General features: G+C 72.1%; 20 protein-coding genes and 2 tRNA genes. 10 read left to right on the top strand and 12 right to left on the bottom strand.

All coding sequences use genetic code 11. The annotated features are described in order from the left end of the window. Window positions 1-269: 269 nt before the first annotated feature. Genes SERN_RS05380 through pknB form a run of 7 tightly spaced genes read left to right on the top strand, consistent with a single transcriptional unit; the run spans window position 270 to window position 9,024 of the window. Window positions 270-1,028 (top strand): FhaA domain-containing protein, encoded by a 759-nt coding sequence (locus SERN_RS05380; protein WP_135849125.1) that lies wholly within the window; start codon window positions 270-272, stop codon window positions 1,026-1,028. Beyond that, the gene (locus tag SERN_RS05375; protein WP_135849124.1) at window positions 1,025-1,516 is read left to right on the top strand and encodes an FHA domain-containing protein FhaB/FipA; all 492 of its coding nucleotides are present in this window, start codon (window positions 1,025-1,027) and stop codon (window positions 1,514-1,516) included. The genes SERN_RS05380 and SERN_RS05375 overlap by 4 nt, the downstream gene beginning before the upstream one ends. 6 nt (window positions 1,517-1,522) lie before the next feature. Then, complete coding sequence (locus SERN_RS05370; protein ID WP_135849123.1) at window positions 1,523-2,896, top strand: PP2C family protein-serine/threonine phosphatase; 1,374 nt, start codon at window positions 1,523-1,525, stop codon at window positions 2,894-2,896. Further along, entirely contained in the window at window positions 2,896-4,302 is a 1,407-nt protein-coding gene (locus tag SERN_RS05365; RefSeq protein WP_135849122.1) for an FtsW/RodA/SpoVE family cell cycle protein, read from the top strand. The genes SERN_RS05370 and SERN_RS05365 overlap by 1 nt, the downstream gene beginning before the upstream one ends. Then, window positions 4,299-5,768 carry a peptidoglycan D,D-transpeptidase FtsI family protein gene (locus SERN_RS05360; protein WP_135849121.1) on the top strand — a complete coding sequence of 490 codons (1,470 nt, stop codon included), beginning with the start codon at window positions 4,299-4,301 and terminating at the stop codon, window positions 5,766-5,768. The genes SERN_RS05365 and SERN_RS05360 overlap by 4 nt, the downstream gene beginning before the upstream one ends. Next, window positions 5,765-6,952, top strand: a complete 1,188-nt coding sequence (locus SERN_RS05355) for a serine/threonine-protein kinase (protein ID WP_135849120.1) — start codon at window positions 5,765-5,767, stop codon at window positions 6,950-6,952. Before SERN_RS05360 ends, SERN_RS05355 begins: the two co-directional genes overlap by 4 nt. Continuing rightward, complete coding sequence (pknB, locus tag SERN_RS05350; RefSeq protein ID WP_135849119.1) at window positions 6,952-9,024, top strand: Stk1 family PASTA domain-containing Ser/Thr kinase; 2,073 nt, start codon at window positions 6,952-6,954, stop codon at window positions 9,022-9,024. The genes SERN_RS05355 and pknB overlap by 1 nt, the downstream gene beginning before the upstream one ends. Before the next feature lie 114 nt (window positions 9,025-9,138). Here the strand turns inward: pknB and SERN_RS05345 are convergent, their stop codons facing one another. The 4 genes from SERN_RS05345 to SERN_RS05335 are packed head-to-tail and all read right to left on the bottom strand — an operon-like array spanning window position 9,139 to window position 11,451. After that, a complete protein-coding gene (locus tag SERN_RS05345) occupies window positions 9,139-9,807 on the bottom strand; it encodes an anthranilate synthase component II (RefSeq protein WP_135849118.1) in 669 nt (222 codons plus the stop codon). A 5-nt stretch (window positions 9,808-9,812) separates the two neighbouring features. After that, window positions 9,813-9,968 carry a hypothetical protein gene (locus SERN_RS15480; protein ID WP_199241518.1) on the bottom strand — a complete coding sequence of 52 codons (156 nt, stop codon included), beginning with the start codon at window positions 9,966-9,968 and terminating at the stop codon, window positions 9,813-9,815. Continuing rightward, window positions 9,968-10,732, bottom strand: a complete 765-nt coding sequence (locus SERN_RS05340) for a class E sortase (protein WP_135849117.1) — start codon at window positions 10,730-10,732, stop codon at window positions 9,968-9,970. The genes SERN_RS15480 and SERN_RS05340 overlap by 1 nt, the downstream gene beginning before the upstream one ends. Continuing rightward, window positions 10,729-11,451, bottom strand: coding sequence for a DUF881 domain-containing protein (locus SERN_RS05335; protein WP_233251495.1), 723 nt, complete (start codon window positions 11,449-11,451; stop codon window positions 10,729-10,731). The genes SERN_RS05340 and SERN_RS05335 overlap by 4 nt, the downstream gene beginning before the upstream one ends. Window positions 11,452-11,542: 91 nt before the next feature. Here SERN_RS05335 and SERN_RS05330 point away from each other — a divergent pair, with 91 nt between their 5' ends. Next, window positions 11,543-11,791, top strand: coding sequence for a cell division protein CrgA (locus SERN_RS05330; RefSeq protein ID WP_135849116.1), 249 nt, complete (start codon window positions 11,543-11,545; stop codon window positions 11,789-11,791). A gap of 449 nt (window positions 11,792-12,240) precedes the next feature. Here the strand turns inward: SERN_RS05330 and SERN_RS05325 are convergent, their stop codons facing one another. Further along, window positions 12,241-13,239: a rhomboid family intramembrane serine protease gene (locus SERN_RS05325; protein ID WP_135849115.1), complete on the bottom strand. Its 999-nt coding sequence runs from the start codon at window positions 13,237-13,239 to the stop codon at window positions 12,241-12,243. Window positions 13,240-13,295: 56 nt separating this feature from the next. Continuing rightward, window positions 13,296-13,817: a peptidylprolyl isomerase gene (locus tag SERN_RS05320; protein WP_135849114.1), complete on the bottom strand. Its 522-nt coding sequence runs from the start codon at window positions 13,815-13,817 to the stop codon at window positions 13,296-13,298. 131 nt (window positions 13,818-13,948) lie between these two features. Here SERN_RS05320 and SERN_RS05315 point away from each other — a divergent pair, with 131 nt between their 5' ends. Next, window positions 13,949-14,929: a hypothetical protein gene (locus tag SERN_RS05315; RefSeq protein WP_135849113.1), complete on the top strand. Its 981-nt coding sequence runs from the start codon at window positions 13,949-13,951 to the stop codon at window positions 14,927-14,929. Window positions 14,930-15,031: 102 nt separating this feature from the next. Then, complete coding sequence (locus SERN_RS05310; RefSeq protein ID WP_135849112.1) at window positions 15,032-16,318, top strand: YihY/virulence factor BrkB family protein; 1,287 nt, start codon at window positions 15,032-15,034, stop codon at window positions 16,316-16,318. On the opposite strand, the gene SERN_RS05305 is transcribed toward SERN_RS05310, so the two are convergent. The 6 genes from SERN_RS05305 to gyrA all read right to left on the bottom strand — a co-directional run bounded on the left by SERN_RS05305 (window position 16,282) and on the right by gyrA (window position 20,536). Next, window positions 16,282-16,704, bottom strand: a complete 423-nt coding sequence (locus SERN_RS05305) for a VOC family protein (protein ID WP_135849111.1) — start codon at window positions 16,702-16,704, stop codon at window positions 16,282-16,284. The two genes, SERN_RS05310 and SERN_RS05305, sit on opposite strands and share 37 nt — an antisense overlap. A gap of 40 nt (window positions 16,705-16,744) precedes the next feature. Next, a tRNA-Ala gene (locus tag SERN_RS05300) sits at window positions 16,745-16,820 on the bottom strand. A gap of 88 nt (window positions 16,821-16,908) precedes the next feature. Further along, entirely contained in the window at window positions 16,909-17,031 is a 123-nt protein-coding gene (locus tag SERN_RS15720; RefSeq protein ID WP_233251494.1) for a DLW-39 family protein, read from the bottom strand. Window positions 17,032-17,054: 23 nt separating this feature from the next. Beyond that, window positions 17,055-17,128 (bottom strand) — tRNA-Ile (locus SERN_RS05295). A 91-nt stretch (window positions 17,129-17,219) separates the two neighbouring features. Next, a complete protein-coding gene (locus SERN_RS05290; protein ID WP_135849110.1) occupies window positions 17,220-17,867 on the bottom strand; it encodes a DUF3566 domain-containing protein in 648 nt (215 codons plus the stop codon). Beyond that, window positions 17,864-20,536 carry a DNA gyrase subunit A gene (gene gyrA, locus SERN_RS05285; protein ID WP_233251574.1) on the bottom strand — a complete coding sequence of 891 codons (2,673 nt, stop codon included), beginning with the start codon at window positions 20,534-20,536 and terminating at the stop codon, window positions 17,864-17,866. The genes SERN_RS05290 and gyrA overlap by 4 nt, the downstream gene beginning before the upstream one ends. Window positions 20,537-20,599 lie beyond the last annotated feature (63 nt).

Below are 20,599 nucleotides of genomic sequence, written 5' to 3'. Positions count from 1 at the left end.
ATCAGCGCGAACGAGCCTATCACCCCGAACACGGGAGGCCGAACGCGCCGCCGTCTTCACACCCTGCGCACCACAGCCGCCCACGCGCGCCACCGCATCCCGTCCCGCCGAGGGCCGCCCCCGTTACGATGAACAGCGGCAGCCCCACGCGCGCGACGTCGTCGCGCCCGCAAGGCGGTTCCCCAGGGAACCATCGCGACACGCCAGACGACCACGAGACAGCAGACCTCGGCCCCACGGCCCGGGGGTGAGCAACGGGGAGGTGCACGATGGGCGTTCTCGACAGGTTCGAGAAGGGCGTCGAACGCGTCGTGAGCTCGGCCTTCGCCAAGGCCTTCCGGTCCGAGGTCAAGCCGGTCGAGATCGCGAGCGCCATCCGCAAGGACATGGACGACCGCGCCGCGTCGTTCTCGCGCGGCCGCACCGTCGTGCCGAACACGTTCGACGTCGAGCTCGGCGAGAGCGACCACGAGCGCGTCGTGGAGTGGGGCGAGGACGCCCTGGCCGACGAGATCATCGCCGCCGCCGCCGAGCACGCCCGTGAGCAGGGATTCTCGCTGGTCGGGCCGCTCGCCGTGACCTTCTCCGCGAAGCCCGACCTCGAGACGGGCCGGTTCCGGGTCCACTCCTCCACCGTCCGCGCCGGTGGCGAGCAGGGCGTCCCGCAGGGCAACCAGCACGCCGGTCAGCACGGCGACCAGCAGCAGTCGTGGACCGGCACGGTCCCCGCCCCGCCGCGCCACCCGCTGATCGACATCGACGGCAAGCGCTACCTCCTCACCAGCGAGACCACGGTCCTGGGCCGCGGCAACGAGTCGGACATCGTCGTGGACGACACGGGCGTCTCGCGGCGGCACGTCGAGATCCGCCGGACCCCGCGCGGCGTCGTCGTGACCGACCTCGGCTCCACGAACGGCACGTTCGTCGAGGGCAACCGCATCACGGCCGCCACGCTCGTGGACGGCAACACCGTCACCATGGGCCGCACGCGGCTGCTCTTCTACTCCGGCGAGGGCACCGACGCGTGAGCGAACTCGTCCTCACCGTCCTGCGGCTGTCCTTCCTCGTCCTGATCTGGCTGCTGGTGCTGTCGTGCCTGCGCACGCTGCGCAGCGACATCTACGGCACGCGCGTGGGCGCCCGCGCGGGCAGTCGCCGTCGTCTCGGTCGTCCGTCGGACGCGCCGCTGGACGACGGCGGGACCTCGCCCGCGCCGCAGCGCTCCGGCCCCGTGACGCTCGTCGTCCTCGCCGGACCCTTGGCGGGCACGACCCTGAACCTGCACTCCTCGGCCGTCCTGATCGGGCGGGCGCCCTCGTGCACCCTCGTGCTCGACGACGACTACGCCTCCGGCCGGCACGCGCGGATCTTCCCGCACGACGGCCGCTGGTTCGTCGAGGACCTCGGCTCCACCAACGGCTCCTGGCTCGGCGACCACCGCGTCGGCGAGCCCGAGCCGATGGATCCGGGGCTGCAGCTGAAGATCGGCCAGACCGTCATCGAGCTGCGGAAGTAGGCCCCCGTGACCCTCGCCTTCCGCTACGCGGCGCGCTCCGACGTCGGCCTCATCCGCTCGAGCAACCAGGACTCCGGGTACGCCGGACCGCACCTGCTGGTGCTCGCCGACGGCATGGGCGGCCCCGCCGGTGGCGACATCGCGTCCTCGATCGCGATCGCCCACCTCGCGCCGCTGGACGGTGAGTCCCACACGGGCGACATGCTCGCGCTGCTGCGCAACGCCGTCGTCGAGGCCCACAGCGAGCTGCGTTCGCGCGCGCTGGACAACCCCGAGCTGGCCGGGCTCGGGACCACGCTGATCGCCGCGCTGCGCACCGGCAAGAAGCTCGCGCTCATCCACATCGGCGACTCGCGCGCCTACCTCGTGCGCGACGGCGAGGTCACGCGTCTCACGACCGACCACACCTACGTGCAGCACCTCGTGGAGTCGGGCCAGCTCGAGCCCGAGGAGGCCGAGAACCACCCGCACCGCTCGGTCATCCTGCGCGTGCTCGGCGACCACGACCTCGGCGTCGAGCTCGACGAGTCCGTGCGCGAGCTGCACGCGGGCGAGCGGTTCCTGCTCTGCTCCGACGGCGTCTCCTCCTTCGTCAGCCACGACACCATCGTCGAGACGCTGACCGAGGTCGCCGACCCCGGCGAGTGCGCCGACCAGCTCGTCGACCTCGCGCTGCGCGCCGGTGGCCCGGACAACATCACCGCGGTGGTGGCCGACGTGGTCGAGATCGACACGCTGGCCGACGGCGCCGCCCCCGACACCTCCCCGCAGGTCGTCGGCTCGGCCGCCGCCCACTGGAAGCGCCCGACCAAGGGTGGTTCGGGGGCCGCGGCGCGCGCCGCCGCCCTGACCTCGGCCGCCGCGACCGGCGTCGGGTCGAGCGACGACGACACCGACGGTGGCACAGGGTCGGAGGACGACGGCGGAGCCAAGCCGCGCCGTCGTCGCACCGGGGCGATCATCACCACGCTGGCGCTGCTCATCGCGCTCGTGGCCGCGGGCGTCTCCGGGTACCGCTGGACCCAGACGCAGCACTACGTCGCCGCCTCCGGCGAGTTCGTCGCGATCTACCGCGGCATCCCGCAGAACGTCGGACCCCTGACCCTCAGCAGCGTCGAGGACACGACCGACCTGCGCGTGGACGAGCTGCCGGCGTTCGCGCAGGACCGGCTCGCGCAGGGCATCACGCCCGAGAGCGGTTCGCTCACCGACGCCGAGGAGCTCGTCGAGAGCCTGCGCGCGCAGCGCACGACGGCGGACGAGCCGACCGACGACGCCGGCGCCACCGACGCGCCGAGCGAGTCGGCGTCGCCCGGCACCCCGAGCGACCCCAGCACCCCGGCCACGCCCACCACCCCCGCCCCGAGCCCGACGAGCTGATGGCCACCATCCAGGCGCTCACCCCGTCCCGGAGCCGCTGGCGCGAGCTGGCCCTCCTGGTCCCCGCCGTCGGGGTCGGGGTCTACGCCTACCTGCAGGTCGGGCTGGCCACGGGCGGCGCACCGCCGTCGGACCTGCTGATGTTCGCCGGGCTGCTCGCCGGCGTCGGGCTGCTCGTCCACCTGGTGCTGCGCTGGCGGGCGCCCTACGCCGACCAGGTCATGCTGCCGATCGTCATCGCGCTGAACGGCATCGGCCTGGCGATGATCGCGCGCGTGCACCTCGGGCTGCAGGGGCGGACGCGCTCGTGGGACGTCGACCCGTCGCGGCAGATGATGTGGGTGGTCGTCGGCACCGTCGCGGCGCTCGTGGTCCTGATCGCGCTGCGCGACCACCGCACGCTGCGCCGCTACACGTGGACGGCGCTGATCGCCGGCGTCGGGCTGCTGCTCCTGCCGATGCTCCCCGGCATCGGTCGGACCATCAACGGTTCGCGGCTCTGGGTCGGCGTCGGTCCGTTCACGCTCCAGCCCGCCGAGCTCGCCAAGATCTGCTTCGCGGTCTTCTTCGCCGGCTACCTCGTCACGCACCGCGACACCCTCACGCTCGCGGGCCGCAAGGTGCTCGGGATCTCGCTGCCCCGCCCGCGCGACCTCGGCCCCATCCTGCTGGCGTGGGCCGTCAGCGTGGGCGTGCTGCTGAGCCAGCGCGAGCTCGGCACCTCGATCCTGCTGTTCGGCCTGTTCATCGCCATGCTCTACGTCGCTACGGAACGCCTCAGCTGGGTCGTCATCGGCGGGCTGCTGTCCCTCGGCGGGGTCGCGCTGGTGGCGATGAACGTCGGCTACGTGCAGGCACGGTTCGACGTCTGGCTGCACGCGCTCGACCCCGAGATCTACAACCGCGACCCCGGCGGCTCCGGCCAGATCGTCTCCGGCCTGTTCGGCATGGCCAACGGCGGCCTGTTCGGCACCGGCTGGGGAGAGGGCTACCCCTGGCTGACCTACTCCGCCAACGCGGACATGATCATGCCGTCGATCGCCGAGGAGATCGGCCTCGTCGGGATCCTCGCGGTCCTGATGCTGTACGTGATCCTCGTGCTGCGCGGGCTGCGCACCGCCATCGGCATCCGCGACGGCTTCGGCAAGCTCCTGGCCTGCGGGCTCGCGTTCACGATGGCGCTGCAGTGCTTCGTGGTCGTCGGCGGCGCCACCCGCGTCATCCCGCTGTCCGGGCTGACGATGCCGTTCCTCGCCGCCGGCGGCTCCTCGCTGCTCGCGAACTGGATCATCCTGGCGCTGCTGCTGCGGCTGTCCGACGGCGCGCGCCGCCCGGGCGCCTCGGTCGAGGCGACGCCGGTCGCCGTCGTCTCCCTCCCGCCCCGCGAGGGGGTGGCTCGCGCGTGAACACCCCGCTGCGCCGCATCAGCCTCGTCGTGATGGGCATGTTCGTCGTCCTCATGCTGGCGATCACGTCGATCCAGGTCTTCCAGGCCGGCGACCTCAACGCCGACACCCGCAACCAGCGCGCGACCTTCCGCGAGCAGGGCCGCGAGCGCGGTCCGATCGTGGTCGCGGGCGAGCCCATCGCCTCCTCCGTCGCGGTGGACACCCCCTTCGCCTTCCTGCGGACCTACGCCAACGGCCCGCTCTACGCGCCCGTCACCGGTTACAGCTCGATCGTGTTCGGGCAGACCGCCGTCGAGCGGTCGGCGAACACGGTCCTCAACGGCACGGCGCCGTCGCTGTGGCGCCAGCGCCTCGGCGACCTCATCACGGGCCGCCAGCCGTCCGGCGGTTCGGTCGAGCTGACGATCGACCCGGCCGTGCAGCAGGCCGCCTTCGACGCGCTCGGCGACCGCGAGGGCGCCGTCGTCGCCCTGGACCCCAGCACGGGTGCCATCCTCGCGATGGTCTCGACGCCGAGCTACGACCCGAACCTGCTGGCGGGCCACGACACGGCCGCCGTCAACACGGCGTGGCAGGAGCTGCTCGCCGCCCCCGGCGACCCGCTGGTCAACCGCGCCATCGCCGGTGACACCTACGCGCCCGGGTCGACGTTCAAGCTCATCGACCTCGCGGCCGCCCTGTCCACGGGCGACTACGCGCCCGACACCCGCGTGGCGGCGCCCGACGTGCTGACCCTGCCGGGCTCGAGCTCGACCATCTCCAACCCGGCGGGCGAGACCTGCGACGACGGCGTGACCGCCACGCTCACGCTCGCGCTGCAGAAGTCGTGCAACACGCCGTTCTCGCAGCTCGCGATCACGCTCGGCGAGCAGGCGATCCGCGACCAGGCCGAGGCGTTCGGCTGGGGCGAGGAGCTGTCCGTCCCGATGCCGGTGACGCCGAGCCGCCTGGGCGACATCGAGAGCGAGGCCCAGCTCGGGCAGACCGCGATCGGCCAGCTCGACGTGCGCACCACGCCCATGCAGATCGCCATGGTCGCGGCCGGCATCGCGAACGACGGCGAGCTCATGACGCCGTACCTCGAGGCCACCGAGCGGGCCGCCGACCTCTCGATCGTGGCCGAGACCGAACCCAGCACGCTCTCGGAGGCCGTGAGCCCCGAGGTCGCCGACCAGATGACGGAGATGATGGTGAACGTCGTCGAGAACGGCACAGGATGGCGTGCCCAGATCGACGGCGTGCGCGTGGCCGGGAAGACCGGCACGTCGCAGACCGGCATCAACGAGGGCACCTCGCGCGACTTCCCGCACGCGTGGTTCACCGGCTTCGCTCCCGCTGACGACCCGCAGATCGCCGTCGCGGTCGTGCTCGTCAACGGCGCCGACCCGAACAGCGAGCAGTACTCCGGCGGGCAGCTCGCCGCCCCCGTGGCCAAGGCCGTCCTCGAGGCGGGTCTGCGATGACGCCGCGCAGCGGGGTCGTGCTGGACGGCCGCTACGAGCTCGACGAGCGCCTCGCCATCGGCGGCATGGGCGAGGTCTGGTCGGCCACCGAGATCGGCAGCGGCGAGCGCTTCGCGGCCAAGGTGATGCGTCCGGAGTTCGCCGGCGAGAAGCTCTTCCTCGACCGCATCGCCGCCGAGGCCCGCAACTCGCGCAACCTCGAGCACCCCGGCATCGCGCGCACCTACGACGCCGGTGTCGTCGGAGGCCTCGGCTACCTCGTGATGGAGCTCGTCGAGGGCGAGACGCTGTCGCAGGTGCTGCGGCGGCAGGGGACGCTCAGCCCGCGCACGCTGCTCGACGTCCTCGCCCAGACCGCCGACGCGCTCGCGGCCGCGCACGCCGCCGGCGTCGTGCACCGCGACATCAAGCCGGGCAACCTGCTGCTGACCGCGCAGGGCCGGGTCAAGCTCACCGACTTCGGCATCTCCATCGGCGAGAACCAGGCCCCGATGACGGACGCCGGCATGGTCATGGGCACGGCGCAGTACCTGCCGCCCGAGCAGGCGATGGGCAAGCCCGCGACCGGTGCCGGGGACGTCTACGCGCTCGGAATCATCGCGTACGAGGCGCTCGCCGGACGGCGCCCCTTCACGGGCGCGACGCAGGTCGACATCGCGTTCGCGCACGTCACCGAGCCCGTCCCGCCCCTGCCCACGACCGTCGACGCCCCGCTGGCGCGCCTGGTCGAGGCGATGCTCGAGAAGGACCCGGCCGACCGTCCGGCGTCCGCCGCCGTCGTCGCCGAGCGCGCGCGCGAGCTGCTCGCCGAGCTCGCCGCCGGCACGTGGGACCCCGCGCGCGTGCGGGGCGCCTGGCCGCGTCCCACGCGCGGCGCTCAGCACGCGCCGGGTCGCACGGGTCGGCACGACGGCGGAGCACCCGCGCCGGCACCGGCCCCCGAGCGGCGCTCCCGTCGTCGCGCCCCCAGCACCGCCCGACAGGTGATCGTCGCCGTCGGCATCGTGGTGGTCGCGGCGCTCGTCACGCTGACGATCCTCACCCTCGCTAATCTGGGCACTGCGGCGGCCCTCGCCGCAGCTGCCGTCCTGCCGGGCCCACGGGTCCGGTCCGAGCTCCCGCGGCGCGGGTGGCAGCACGAGGCGGACCCATCGGTCCTTCTCACACGTCGAGAGGTTCTCTAGTGGTGGATCAGGTTCCCCGGGTTCTGGCCGGGCGGTACGAGGTCGGTGAGCTCATCGGCCGCGGCGGCATGGCCGAGGTGCACATCGGCCGTGACAACCGGCTGTCCCGCCGCGTCGCCATCAAGCTGCTCCGCTCCGACCTCGCGCAGGACTCCACGTTCCAGGCGCGGTTCCGGCGCGAGGCGCAGTCGGCCGCGGCGCTGAACCACCCCGCGATCGTGTCGGTGTACGACACGGGCGAGGACACGCACACCGGTGGCGACGGCGTCCCGCACCACCTGCCCTTCATCGTCATGGAGTACGTCGAGGGCCACACCGTGCGCGAGCTCATCCGCGACGGGGCGGCGCTCCCGCTCGACGAGGCCGTGGAGATCACCTCGGGCGTCCTGTCGGCGCTGGAGTACTCCCACCACGCCGGGATCGTGCACCGCGACATCAAGCCCGCGAACGTCATGATCACGACGGCGGGCGACGTCAAGGTGATGGACTTCGGCATCGCTCGCGCGATGGCCGACTCCGCCGCGACCATGACGCAGACCCAGGCCGTCGTCGGCACCGCGCAGTACCTCTCCCCCGAGCAGGCGCGCGGCGAGGTCGTGGACGCGCGCTCCGACGTCTACTCCACCGGCGCGCTGCTGTTCGAGCTGCTGACGGGGCGTCCGCCGTTCATCGGCGACTCGCCCGTCGCCGTCGCCTACCAGCACGTGCGCGAGGAGCCGCCGACGCCGAGCGCGCTCGCGCCCGACGTGCCGAACGAGCTCGACCGCATCACGCTCAAGGCGCTGGCCAAGGACCGCACGGTCCGCTACCAGAGCGCCGAGGAGTTCCGGGCCGACCTCGAGGCGGCGCAGCGCGGCGGCGTCGTCGGCGCCCCCGCCGTCGGTGTCATCGCGGCCGCCAACGCTGCCACCGTGGCGACCGGGACCCCCGCGGCGCGCGCCGCCGCGACCACGGTCATGTCCGGCCCGCCGACGGCGACCACGTCCTCGAACCTGCCGCCGGTCGAGCCGGAGGAGGAGCCGCGCAAGGGCCGCGCCTGGATCTGGATCCTGTCGATCCTGGCCGTGCTGCTCGTGGCCGGGATCGTCGCCGTCGCGGTGAACAACGCGCGCGAGAACGAGCCCGAGCCCACCCCGACCGAGACGACGCCGGAGAACGTGGCGGTGCCCGACGTCGTCGGAGGCACCGAGGCCGAGGCGCGCACCGCGATCGAGGACGCCGGTCTGGTCTTCGCGAGCGAGCAGGCCGCGAGCGCCGACGTCGAGGTCGGTGAGGTCATCAGCAGCAACCCGGGTGCCGGGACGGCGATCGCGCCCGGTCAGACCGTGACGGTCTCGGTCTCCTCCGGTCCGGACTCGCTCGAGGTGCCGGACCTGGTCGGTCTGACGGCGGCCCAGGCGCGCACCGAGCTGACGAACGCCGGGTTCTCGAACGTCGCCGTCACCATCGAGGAGGAGGACGACCCCACGGGACAGGCGAACGCGGGCACGGTCCTGCGCAGCGAACCGGCCGCGGGTGAGCAGGCCGCTCCCGATGCCGACTTCTCCGTGTACGTCGCCTCCGGCAACGTGGCCGTTCCCGACCTCACGGGGACGAACCGCGAGGATGCCCGCACGCGTCTGGCCGACGTCGGCCTGACCGCCACCTTCGTCGACGACGAGACTGGCTCCGCCGCCGCCGGCACGGTCACGCGGTGGGAGCCGACCGGTTCGGTCCAGCGCCTGTCGGTCGTGACGGTCTACGTCGCCTCCGACGAGGTCGAGGTGCCGAACCTCGAGGGGCTCTCGCGGGCCGAGGCCGAGGCCGCGCTGGCCGAGGTCAGCCTCGTGGCAGCGTTCCAGCAGGAGCCGAACGGCGACGTGGAGCCCGACGACGTGACCCGCTGGGAGCCGGAGAACGGTGCGGTCGCCCGCGGGTCGACGGTCACCGTCTGGCTCGCGACGGAGCCGACCGAGACCGCGTCGCCGACCGATCCGCCGACGTCCCCGTCCCCTACCACGCCCGGCAACAACGGCCGCGGCAACGGTGCGGGCAACCCCGGCAACCCGGGCAACGGGAACGGCGGCGGCTGACGCCTCTGCACACCACGACGAACGGCCCCGGGCACCAGCCCGGGGCCGTTCGTCGTTCATCCTGTCTCATTCGCGAGGCACTTTCGGGCGTTCGCGAGGTACTTTCCGTGCCCCTCAGAGCGGCGCGAGCGGGCGCATGCCCTCGCTGCGCGCCACGGCGCCGTCGTCGCCCACCATCGCGAGCCAGTTCGCGAACAGCCGGTGCCCGCCCTCGGTGAGCACCGACTCGGGGTGGAACTGCACGCCGTGCAGCGGCAGCTCGCGGTGCGACAGCGCCATCACGATGCGCGGCGTGCCGTCGCCGCCGGTCCACGCGGTCACCTCGAGCTCGTCCGGCACCGTCTCGGTGACGACGGCGAGCGAGTGGTAACGGGTCGCCGTGAAGGGTGCAGCCAGTCCGTCGAACAGGCCGCCGTCGTCGTGCGCAACGGCGGAGGTCTTGCCGTGCATGAGCTCCTGCGAGTGCGTCACGACGCCGCCGTAGACCTCCGCGAGCGCCTGGTGGCCGAGGCAGACGCCGAGCATCGGGGTGACGGTGACGGCGCACGCCGCGATCACGTCCATCGACGCACCGGCGCCGGCGGGCGTCCCCGGTCCGGGCGAGATCAGGACGCCGTCGAACTCCGCGAGCTCCTCCGGCGTGCCGGCGAGAGCGTCGTTGCGCACCACGGTCGTCTCGGCCCCGAGCTGCTCGAGGTAGCCCACGATCGTGTAGACGAAGCTGTCGTAGTTGTCGACGACGAGGATCCGCGGTGCGGCCCCGTGGGTCGGGAGATCTGTCATGCGGTCTACTCCACCGTCTGCTGGTCGAACGGGAGCAGCGGCGCGACCGCGGGGAAGACCCACAGGAACAGCGCCGCCACGACGGCGAGGGCGAGGATCAGCGCCTCGATCGCCTTGAGCCAGGTCGGGCCGGGCAGGACCCGCCAGATCGCTCCGTACATCAGGCCTCTCCTCCGAGCTCGGCCGGACGGCCGGCGTCGCGCGGCACCCAGCTGTCCAGCGTGCCGTGCACGATGTAGCGCTCCCGCGTCGAGAACAGCGGGTGGCAGGTGGTCAGGGTGATCGACGCCGCCGTCGGTGCGGCGGACGGGTCGGAGGGGTTGGCGGCGATGACCTCGGTCTGGCTGGGCGTCACGATGAGGCTGTCCGTGACCTTGTAGACGTACCAGGCCTCCGCCGTCTCCACCACCAGGTCGTCGCCGACCTCGAGCGTGGGGATGTCGTAGAACGGCTTGCCGTGGCTCTGTCGATGCCCGGCGAGCGCGAAGTTGCCGATGTCGCCCGGCATCGCGGTGTCGGTGTAGTGCCCGATGCCGAGCACGTCCAGCACGGTCGCGCGGTCGGTGCCCTCGGAGATGGTCCGGCGGTAGGCGTCGTCCCCGCTGTCCCAGCGCGGCACCCACAGGCGGGCGAACGTCGTCGCGTCCAGCGGCGCCTCGGCGACGGGCGGGGGCTCGTCGACCTGCGGCGGCGCGACGACGGCGGGCGAGTCCGGCAGCTCGGCGTCGAGCGTCTCGGAGAGGGAGGTCTGCAGCTGCTCCGCCTCGACGTCGGTCCACCACAGCTGCCACGCCACGAACAGCCCGAGCAGGAGCCCCGCCGTGATGAGGAGCTCCCCGAGGAACCCGACGAACGCGGATCCCGCGCCACCGCGCGAGCGGCGTCGACGGTGCCGCACGGGAGGGGCGATCTCGGCGGTGGTCATCGTGTCCCTTCGGCGGCGGTCGCGTAGGAGAGCGTACGCGTGCCGGTGTAGGCGTCCAGATCGAGGCCGGTCTGCTGGGTGAGGGAGAAACCGAGCCCGTAGGCGTCGACGTACTGCTGGAAGAGGCGGACGCCGGGATCGCTCTCGACGGCGTCGGTCAACGACTCCGGATCGCCGATCGCCTCGATCACGTAGGGCGGGGAGTAGGTGCGGCCGTGCAGGAGGAGGACGTTGCCGACGCACCGCACGGCGCTGGTGGCGATGATGCGCTGACCCTGCACAGCGACGGCGTCGGCGCCCCCCGCCCACAGCGCGTTGACCACGGACTGGAGGTCCTGCTGGTGCACCACGAGGTCGTCGGGGTTGTCGGAGGAGGACGACGCCGGGGCGTCCGCGAGCGTGACCGCGACGCCCTCGCCGCTCACCTCCTCCTGCCCGACCGCGAGGAGCACGTCCGCGTCGGGCTCGGCGACGTCGACCTCGAAGCTCTCCTGGAGCGTGGTGACCTCGGCGCGGAGCTCGGCGACCGTCTCGTTGCGCTCCGTCAGCCGCTCGCTCTCCTCGGCGACGAGGGAGCGGAGATCGCGGGGGCGGCCGTCGTCGAACCCCGCGAACAGCGTGGCGCTGGTGGCGAACAGGACGCCCGCGACGAAGGCGACGAGCGCGACGGTGAGGGACGGGCGCCCCAGGAGGCGGGTCCGGATGCTGCCTGGACGCACGATGCCTCCCCCGTCTGACGCGATGGTGAAGAGTTTACGGTCCGCGACCGATACCCTGGATCGTTGCACTCACGCCGATCGAGGAGTAGTTGTGCCCGAGTCCCGGTCCCGCAAGAAGCCGGTCACCCCCAAGCCCGCCCCCGTCGCGCGCGAGGAGGGCCCGAACCCGCCGTGGTTCGCGCCCACCTTCATCGCGCTGCTGATCCTCGGCCTCGTGTGGGTCGTGGTGACCTACATCAGCCAGGGTCGCCTGCCGATCCCGCCGCTGGGGAGCTGGAACCTCGCCGTCGGCTTCGGTTTCATCCTCGTCGGCTTCGGCATGACGATGCGCTGGCGCTGACGGACGGACCACCCCCGCTGCATCGACGCAGCACCCCCGCTCGACCCCACTCAGGGCCGGAACCGACGACGGTTCCGGCCCTGAGTTGTCCCCACGTGTGGGTAACCCTGTGGAGAACTACATCGGTGTCATTTGCCGGATCCGAGCACGACGCCGCAGGTCATGGCACTGGGCCGAACGGCTGTCCCCAGCCTGTGGATACCTCTGGGGAGAACAACACCTGTGTCGTTCACGGACAGCCGGTGACGACGGTCCGACATCCCTCGCCGAGAACGCTCCGCGCGGCTCGACGGGGCTCCCCGAGCCGCACCCGCCGTTCCCGACGCTGCGGTACTCCGCCGAGAACGGCCCTTGCGGCTCGACGGTGGCCGCGGAGCAGCACCCGCCGTTCTCGGCGGAGCAGCTGGCTGCGGGTGGCGGCCGAGGTGCGGGTCAGCCGGACGGCGGCGTCAGAGGAGAACGGCGGCGCTCACTCCCGCGAGCAGCGCGAGCACGGCGCCGCTGCCGGCCCAGTGGAGCCACGCCCGCTCACGCGGGACGTAGGCGTAGAGGGCGGCGAGGCCGGCACCCACCAGCAGACCGCCGAGGTGCGCCTGCCACGCGATGCCCGGCAGGACGAAGCCGATCACGGCGTTGATGCCGATCAGCACGAGGATCTGACGCGGGTCCCGGCCGAACCGACGCAGCAGGATCGCGAATGCTCCGAAGAGACCGAACACGCCGCCCGAGGCGCCGACGACGGGGGCGGCGTCGAGACCCTGGATCAGCAGGTACACGACCGATCCGCCGACGGCGGAGAGCAGGTACAGGGTCAGGTAGCGCGCGCGGCCGAGCAGGCGCTCGAGGTCGCGTCCGACGATGAACAGCGCGTACATGTTGAACGCGAGGTGCATGATCCCGCCGTGCAGGACCGTCGACGTCAGGAACCGGTAGGGCTCCGACGCCGCGAACGGGGGCCAGAACACGAGCTGGGTGTAGATCTCCTGGTAAAGCGGGAGCGCGAGGTAGCGCAGCAGCTCGAGCACGACGCAGATCGCCATGATCGTGTAAGTGATGACCGGCGGGCCGCCCCGGTCGACGCCGCCGAGCACGGTCCGCACCTGGGGGCGCGTGCGAGCGGCCGCCCCGGCGCAGTCGACGCAGTGGATGCCGACGGTCGCGGACCGCTGGCACTCCGGGCACGCGGGGCGCCCGCACCGCTGGCACGAGACGTAGGAGACGCGGTCGGGGTGTCGCGGACACGTCGGTGCGCCACCTCCGCCGTACGCCGGCTGCTGCGGCGGCACGGGTGCGCCGTAGCCGGGCTGCTGCTGCCCGAACGACTGCCCGTACGGCTGCTGCTGCCCGTACCCCTGACCCTGGCCGAACGAGGGCGAGCCCCCACCCTGGCCGGGAACGGGGTCCTGGCCGGGGTGGGGGCTCGAGCCGTAGCCTCCGAAACCGCTCATGGTCGAGAGATCCTCTGCATCGTGGCGACGTGGGGGACTGCGGCGTGGTGCGGGTGCTACTCGGTGATGTCGATGCCGGTGATGACGACGTCCTCGACCGGACGGTCGCCCGCGCCGGTGCGCGTGCCGGAGATCGTGTCGACGACGGCGCGGCTGGCCGCGTCCGTGACCTTGCCGAAGATCGTGTGCTTGCCCTGGAGGTGGGTGGTCGGCGCCGTCGTGATGAAGAACTGCGAGCCGTTGGTGCCGCGGCCCGCGATCTTGCCGGCGTTGGCCATGGCGAGGAGGTAGGTCTCGCGGAAGGACAGCTCCGGGTGGATCTCGTCGTCGAAGGAGTAGCCGGGGCCGCCGCGGCCCGAGCCGAGCGGGTCGCCGCCCTGGATCATGAAGTTGGGGATGACGCGGTGGAAGATCGTGCCGTCGTAGAGCGGACGGTCGGCCTTGGCGCCGGTCGCGGGGTCGGTCCACTCCTTGGAGCCGTCGGCGAGGCCGACGAAGTTCGCCACGGTCTTGGGCGCGTGGTGGGGGAGCAGCTCGACGGTGATGTCGCCGACGGACGTGTGGATGACAGCGTTCATACCTCCATTGTCCCACCGATCGGGCGCGGGTGTCCGGCAAGGGTGCTGCACAGCCGTGCCGACGGTGGCAGTATGGAATGACTGGCATCACCGATCCGTGGCCACCCGCCCCGGAGAGCGAGGGAGCACCCATGGGACGCAAGGTCAACATCGAGCCCGACGAGATCCGCGAGCAGGTCGTCGCGGCGAGCAAGCAGGCGAAGGCGCTCGCGGAGCACGGCGTGGAGTGGGCGACCCCGCACGTCGAGGCCGCCAAGGACTGGGCCGCCCCCAGGGTCGAGCAGGCGTGGAAGGCCGGCGTCAAGGTCGCCGGACCGAAGGTCGAGGAGTTCGCCGGCAAGGCGTCCGACCTGACCGACGTCGCCGCCGTGAAGGCCAAGGGCGCCACCGACTCCGCGCACGACGCGCTGGTCGACGTCATCATCCCGCGCGTGGTCGCGGCGATGCAGGACGCCGCCAAGGCTGCCGCCGACGCGAGCGAGAACGCCGGGAGCGTCGCCGCCAAGGGCGTCGACACCGCGGCCAGCAAGCTGGTCAAGGCGACCGACAAGGCGGCGCACGCCGTCTCCGAGAAGGCCGGCAAGGTCGAGGTCGGCAGGTCGTCCTCGAGCGTCGGCAAGACGATCGGGTGGATCGCCGCCGGTGCGGCCGCCGCGGCCGCCGGCTACCTCGTGTGGCGCCGTACCCAGCCGCTGGACGACCCGTGGGCGGAGGAGTACTGGGAGGACGTCGCGAGCGACGACGACGGCGCCTCGGCGTCCGCCGTGGCCGCCTCGGCCCCCGACGCCTCGGACGAGTCCGTGGTGGAGGCGCTGGTCGACGCCGTCGCCGACTCCGACGAGGACGTCGAGGGCACCTCGGTCGTCGAGGAGGCGGAGGCGGCGCTGCACGAGGCCGCCTCGGGCGTGAAGGAGGCCGCGTCCGACGTCAAGGACAAGGTCACCGACGCCGTCGACTCCGGCTCCGACGGGGCCGAGAAGCCGGTCAACGCCGAGGGCCAGTGGGGCGACGACGAGGCCGGCGGCACGCCGAAGCCGAAGCCGCGCGCGCGCCGTCGTGCCGGCGACACCGAGGGCGAGGTCGACTCCCGCGAGGACACCACGCAGGAGTGATCGCAGCGCTCAGTCGCTGAAGCTCGCACCACCCGAACGGGGTGGGCACGCCCCACCGGGCGCGGCCCGCCCCGTTCGCCTTACCGCCGTCCGAGGAGATCCGTGCTCGCCACCTCCGTCGTCGTCGGTCTGGTGGTCGCCGTCCTCGCGCGTCGGGTCCGGTGGGTGCACGACCGGATGCCGCCGCCCGCCTCGACGATGCTCGTGGCGGTGGGGGTCGCCGTCGTGACCCTGGTGCTGGCGGAACAGCCGCCGAGCCTCGGGCGCACGCTCGGCGCCGTGGCTGCGGCGGCCGCCGCAGGGGCGTTCGCCGTCCTCGTGGGCGGGGTGATCGTCGACGTCGTGCTGCGGCCGCTGCGGCGCTGGCAGGAGCGTCGTCCGGAGGGTCCGACGATCCGCGAGCGGGTCGAGCACCGTGCGGACACGTTCGGGCCGCGCGTTCGCGGGTTGAACCCCGTGGCGCTGAGCACCCGCTCGGTGCTGCGGGCGGGCGACGTGCGCGTGACCGGACTCGCCGCCGAGATGAGCTACTACGCGCTGATCTCGCTCGTGCCGATCGCGACGGCGCTCGGCTCGAGCCTGGGGTTCCTGCGCCCGCTCCTCGGAGATGCGCAGGTGACCGAGATCCGCACCGCCATCGTCGATGCACTGACCTCGATCTTCGCCGAGCAGGTCGCGAGCAACGTGCTCGCACCGCTCGTCGACGGCCTGCTGAGCGAGGAGCGCACGGGCTTCGCCGTCGGGGCCCTGGCCGTCACGCTGTTCCTCGCCAGCCGCGTGTTCCGCGCCGCGGTGCGCGCGCTGGACGACGCCTACCGGGTCGAGGCCCGACGCAACGTCGTCGCCCAGCTCGCCCTCGGGCTGCTCTTCACGCTCGGGGCCCTGGTCACCCTGGTGACGGTGACGCTGCTGGTCGTGGTCGGCCCGCTGCTCGGTGACGGTGCCACGATCGCCGAGAACCTCGGGCTCGGCGACGCGTTCCGCGTCTCGTGGGACGCCCTGCGCTGGCCGGTGGCGTTCGCGATCGGCCTGGCCTTCCTCACCCTGCTGTACCGCTACGCCCCGAACGTGCGGCAGACGTGGCGGCAGTGCGTGCCCGGCGCCGTCGTCGGGTCGCTCGGGCTGCTGCTCGTGTCGTCGGGCTTCATGCTCTACGTGCGGCTCGCGGCGCCCGACGTCGTCGCGTCCGACGCCGGTGCCGCCGCCGTCGTGCAGGCCGCGGGCCAGATGCTCAGCCTCGTGCTGGCCGGCGTGCTGTGGCTGTGGCTCGGCAGCATCGTGGTGCTGCTCGGCGGCATCCTCAACGCGGAGCTGGACGCCGAGCGTGCCGAGCCGGCCGCGTCGGAGACCGGTCAGCGCGTCGCGGACCCGGAGACCCGCTCGACGTAGTGCGGGTTGGTCATGACACCCAGCACGTTGCCGAACGGATCGAGCACCGACGCCGTCGTGAAACCCTCACCGCGGTGCGTGATCGGCTCCCACTCCGTGGCGCCCAGCTCGCGCAGTCGGGCGACCGTGGCCTCGAGGTCGTCGACCGCCCAGTGCATGACGGCGCCACCCGGGGTGCGGGCGGCGTCGGGTCGCCGCCAGGCGGAGGAGATGATCCCGAGCTCGGCCTCCAGGTCGCCGACGCGGAACTCCGCGTAGGCGAGCGAGCCGTCGGGCCCGTTCCGCTCGAAGTAGGGCGCGATGCCCAGCAGCGACGTGTACCAGGCGACCGCGGCCGGGACGTCGTCGGCGTAGAAGTTCAGGGTGGCGAATCCGCGCAGACTCATCGCCCGACGATAGGGGTCGGGGTCCTGGCGGCGAAAGAGCTGGTGGAGCCTAGGGGACTCGAACCCCTAACCCCCTGCTTGCAAAGCAGGTGCGCTACCAATTGCGCCAAGGCCCCGTGGACGATCCGAGCGGACCGGCCGGGTGGTGGATCACGCTACGTGGTGGATCACGCTACGCCGTGAAGCGACCGCGAGTCACGAGCGTCACACCTCGAGCGGATCCGTGATCTCCTCCCAGAGGTCACGCTCGGCCTTCTCGGCCGCGATCTCACGCCACACGAGGTATCCGAGGCTGGCGATCACGCCGAGCACGAGGAGCTTCTTCATCGTGATCCTCCAGGGTGTTTCGGTGGGCCTACCGCGACTTGAACGCGGGACCTCTTCATTATCAGTGAAGCGCTCTAACCAACTGAGCTATAGGCCCGAGGCGCGCTTCCGGGGGACTCTCGTCTCCCTCACGCGCCGGTCGAGACTACCCCACGAGAGGGCTCCCGACCAAAACGGTGGCTGGGGACTCAGTCGTCCGTCAGCGTCATGTGCAGGCCGCCGACCAGCGCGGCCACGATGTTGTAGAGGAACGCGAACAGGGTCGCGAGCGCGGTCACCAGGGCCACGTTCACCACGGCCACCACGACGGCGATCGACATGATGTTGTTCAGGCGCAGGTACTCGAGGATCGGGCCGAACTGCTCGATGGCGCCGAGGTCCGTCACGAGCGACTGCAGGTCGGCGAACACGCCCATGGAGTCCAGCACCTGCCACGCGACGGCGGCCGCGACGACCGTCATGATGCCGAGCGCGACCGAGAGCAGGAAGCCCAGCTTCATGACCGACCACGGGTCCACGCGCGAGACCGAGAGGCGCACGCGGCGCGGACCGGCGACGGGCCGCGGGGCGGACGACGTCGACGACGCGGTCGTGGCGCCGGCGTCGGAGGTCGGCGAACCACCGGTGGACGTCCCGCCCCGGGGCGGGATCGACGCCGGGACGTCGTGCCCACCCGAGGTGGTGTCCTTCTCGACGGTCGCCGTGGCGGGGCCGCCCTGGCGCACGGTCTTGATGGCGGAGGTGCGGACAGGACCCTGACCGCTACCGGTGCCGGTACCGCCGGATCCGGTCCTGCCGGAGCCCGCGGTGGGGCGGGACGACTTCGGCTGACTCATCTGGTCCCATCCTCGTGCTCGTCGGCGTCGGGCTCGTCGGTGCTCGAGGAGTCCTCGTCACGGTCGGCCTCCCGCGACGCTACGGCATCGGCGTCGGCAGACGGAACCTCCGGGGTGGCGCCGGCGGCACCCTCCACGGAATCCTCACCGTCACCCCCCGACTCGTCTCCGACGGCGATCGCGACCTCCGCCGCGCGCTCACCGAGCGCGACGGCGATGATCCGGTCGTTCTTGTCGGGCTTGGCGAACGTGACGCCCTGGGTGTTGCGGCCTGTCAGGTTGACCTCGCCGACGGCGGAGCGCACGACCTTGCCGCGCTCCATGATCACGAGGACCTCGTCGAGCTCGTCCGTGACGAGCGCGCCGACCAGGTGGCCGCGCGACTCGACCACGTTGGCCACCTTGATGCCGAGGCCGCCCCGGCCCTGCACCCGGTACTCCGACAGCAGCGTCCGCTTGGCGAAGCCGCCGTCGGTGACCGTGAACAGCGCGGCGCCCTCGCGCACGACGTCGAGCGAGAGCAGCTCGTCGTCCTCGCGGAACTTCATGCCGGTGACACCCGACGTGGCACGCGACATCGGACGCAGCGCGTCGTCGCTCGCCGTGAACCGGATCGACTGGCCGCCGCGCGAGACGAGCAGCAGATCGTCGTCGGAGTTGGCCAGGACGGCCGCCACGACCTCGTCGATCTCACCCTCGCCGTCGGTGCGCAGGTTGATCGCGATGACGCCGCCGGAGCGCGTGGAGTCGTACTCCGTCAGGCGCGTCTTCTTCACGAGTCCGCGCTTCGTGGCGAGCACGAGGTGCTCCGCCGAGGCGTAGTTCTTGATCGTGAGGACCTGCGCGATCTCCTCGCCCGGCTGGAACGCGAGCATGTTCGCCACGTGCTGGCCCTTGGCGTCACGGCCGCCCTCGGGCAGCTCGTAGCCCTTGGCGCGGTAGACGCGGCCGAGGTTGGTGAAGAAGAGGAGCCAGTCGTGCGTCGTCGTGACGAAGAAGTGGTTCACGACGTCGTCGCCCCGCAGCTGGGCGCCCTTGACGCCCTTGCCGCCGCGACGCTGCGCCCGGTAGGCGTCCGTGCGCGTCCGCTTGGCGTAGCCGCCGCGCGTGATGGTCACGACGATGTCCTCGATCGGGATGAGGTCCTCGACGTCCACGTCTCCGCCGTAGGGCAGGATCGTCGAGCGCCGCTCGTCGCCGAACTTCTCGACGATCGCGCCGAGCTCCTCCGAGATGATCCGGCGCTGGCGCTCCGGGCTCGCGAGGATGCTGTGGTACTCGATGATCTCGGCCTCGATGGCCTGGAAGTCCGACAGGATGCGGGCCCGCTCCAGGGCCGCGAGACGACGCAGCTGCATGTCGAGGATGGCCGTGGCCTGGATCTCGTCGATCGTGAGCAGGTCCATCAGGCCGCCGCGGGCCTCCTCGGCCGACGGCGAGCGACGGATGAGCGCGATGACCTCGTCCAGCGCGTCGAGCGCCTTGAGCAGACCGCGCAGGATGTGGATGCGCTTCTCGGCGGCGTCGAGCAGGTACTGCGTGCGCCGGACGATGACCTCGATCTGGTGGTCGACCCAGTGGCGGATGAACGCGTCGAGGCTGAGGGTGCGGGGCACGCCGTCGACGAGCGCCAGCATGTTCGCGCCGAACGTCTCCTGCAGCTGCGTGTGCTTGTAGAGGTTGTTCAGCACGACCTTGGCGACGGCGTCGCGCTTGAGCACGATGACGAGGCGCTGGCCGGCGCGGCCGGAGGTCTCGTCGCGCAGGTCGGCGATGCCCGAGATCTTGCCGTCCCGCACGAGGTCCGCGATCTTGGCCGCGAGGCGGTCGGGGTTGACCTGGTACGGCAGCTCGGTGACCACCAGGCACTGGCGGTTCTGGAGCTCCTCGACCTCCACGACGGCGCGCATCGTGATCGAGCCGCGGCCCGTGCGGTAGGCGTCCTCGATGCCCTTGACACCGAGGATCGTCGCGCCCGTGGGGAAGTCCGGGCCCTTGATGCGCATGAGGAGCGCGGCCAGGAGCTCGTTGTTGGACGCGTCCGGATTCTCGAGGAACCACTGCGCACCCGACGCGACCTCGCGCAGGTTGTGCGGGGGGATGTTCGTGGCCATGCCGACGGCGATGCCCGCGCTGCCGTTGACCAGCAGGTTCGGGAACCGCGCGGGCAGGACCAGCGGCTCGCGGGTGCGGCCGTCGTAGTTGTCACCGAAGTTGACGGTGTTCTTGTCGATGTCGCGGACCATCTCCATGGCCAGCGGTGCGAGCTTGCACTCCGTGTACCGGGGCGCGGCCGCGGAGTCGTCACCGGCGGAACCGAAGTTGCCCTGCCCGGCGACGAGCGGGTAGCGCATGGTCCACGGCTGCACGAGGCGGACGAGGGTGTCGTAGATCGGGGAGTCGCCGTGGGGGTGGTAGTTGCCCATGACCTCACCCACGACGCGGGTGCACTTGGAGAACGCCGACTCGGGGCGGTAGCCGCCGTCGTACATCGCGTAGAGCACGCGGCGGTGCACGGGCTTGAGCCCGTCGCGCACCTCGGGGAGCGCACGGCCCACGATGACGCTCATCGCGTAGTCGAGGTAGCTGCGCTGCATCTCCAGCTGGAGGTCGACCTGCTCGATCCGGCCGTGGTTGTGGAGCACCGCGCCGATCTCGTCGGGCGTCAGGGCGGAGCCGTCGTCGGGTCCGATGCTGCCGTTGTCGTCGCTGGGGGGCTGGGTCACGTCTGT

It is taken from the genome of Serinibacter arcticus, from assembly GCF_004786095.1.
Lineage (GTDB): Bacteria > Actinomycetota > Actinomycetes > Actinomycetales > Beutenbergiaceae > Litorihabitans > Litorihabitans arcticus.
Note: the sequence above shows the minus strand (reverse complement) of the source record. Positions and strands in the feature narration are given on the sequence as shown.

Coding starts and splice junctions, on each gene's coding strand:
- SERN_RS05365 (WP_135849122.1), top strand. CDS start 2,896: ATGGCCACCATCCAGGCGCTCACCCCGTCCCGGAGCCGCTGGCGCGAG.
- SERN_RS15720 (WP_233251494.1), bottom strand. CDS start 17,031: ATGAAGAAGCTCCTCGTGCTCGGCGTGATCGCCAGCCTCGGATACCTC.
- SERN_RS05315 (WP_135849113.1), top strand. CDS start 13,949: ATGGGACGCAAGGTCAACATCGAGCCCGACGAGATCCGCGAGCAGGTC.
- SERN_RS05305 (WP_135849111.1), bottom strand. CDS start 16,704: ATGAGTCTGCGCGGATTCGCCACCCTGAACTTCTACGCCGACGACGTC.
- SERN_RS05290 (WP_135849110.1), bottom strand. CDS start 17,867: ATGAGTCAGCCGAAGTCGTCCCGCCCCACCGCGGGCTCCGGCAGGACC.
- SERN_RS05345 (WP_135849118.1), bottom strand. CDS start 9,807: ATGACAGATCTCCCGACCCACGGGGCCGCACCGCGGATCCTCGTCGTC.
- SERN_RS05355 (WP_135849120.1), top strand. CDS start 5,765: ATGACGCCGCGCAGCGGGGTCGTGCTGGACGGCCGCTACGAGCTCGAC.
- SERN_RS05325 (WP_135849115.1), bottom strand. CDS start 13,239: ATGAGCGGTTTCGGAGGCTACGGCTCGAGCCCCCACCCCGGCCAGGAC.
- SERN_RS05380 (WP_135849125.1), top strand. CDS start 270: ATGGGCGTTCTCGACAGGTTCGAGAAGGGCGTCGAACGCGTCGTGAGC.
- SERN_RS05340 (WP_135849117.1), bottom strand. CDS start 10,732: ATGACCACCGCCGAGATCGCCCCTCCCGTGCGGCACCGTCGACGCCGC.
- SERN_RS05320 (WP_135849114.1), bottom strand. CDS start 13,817: ATGAACGCTGTCATCCACACGTCCGTCGGCGACATCACCGTCGAGCTG.
- SERN_RS15480 (WP_199241518.1), bottom strand. CDS start 9,968: ATGTACGGAGCGATCTGGCGGGTCCTGCCCGGCCCGACCTGGCTCAAG.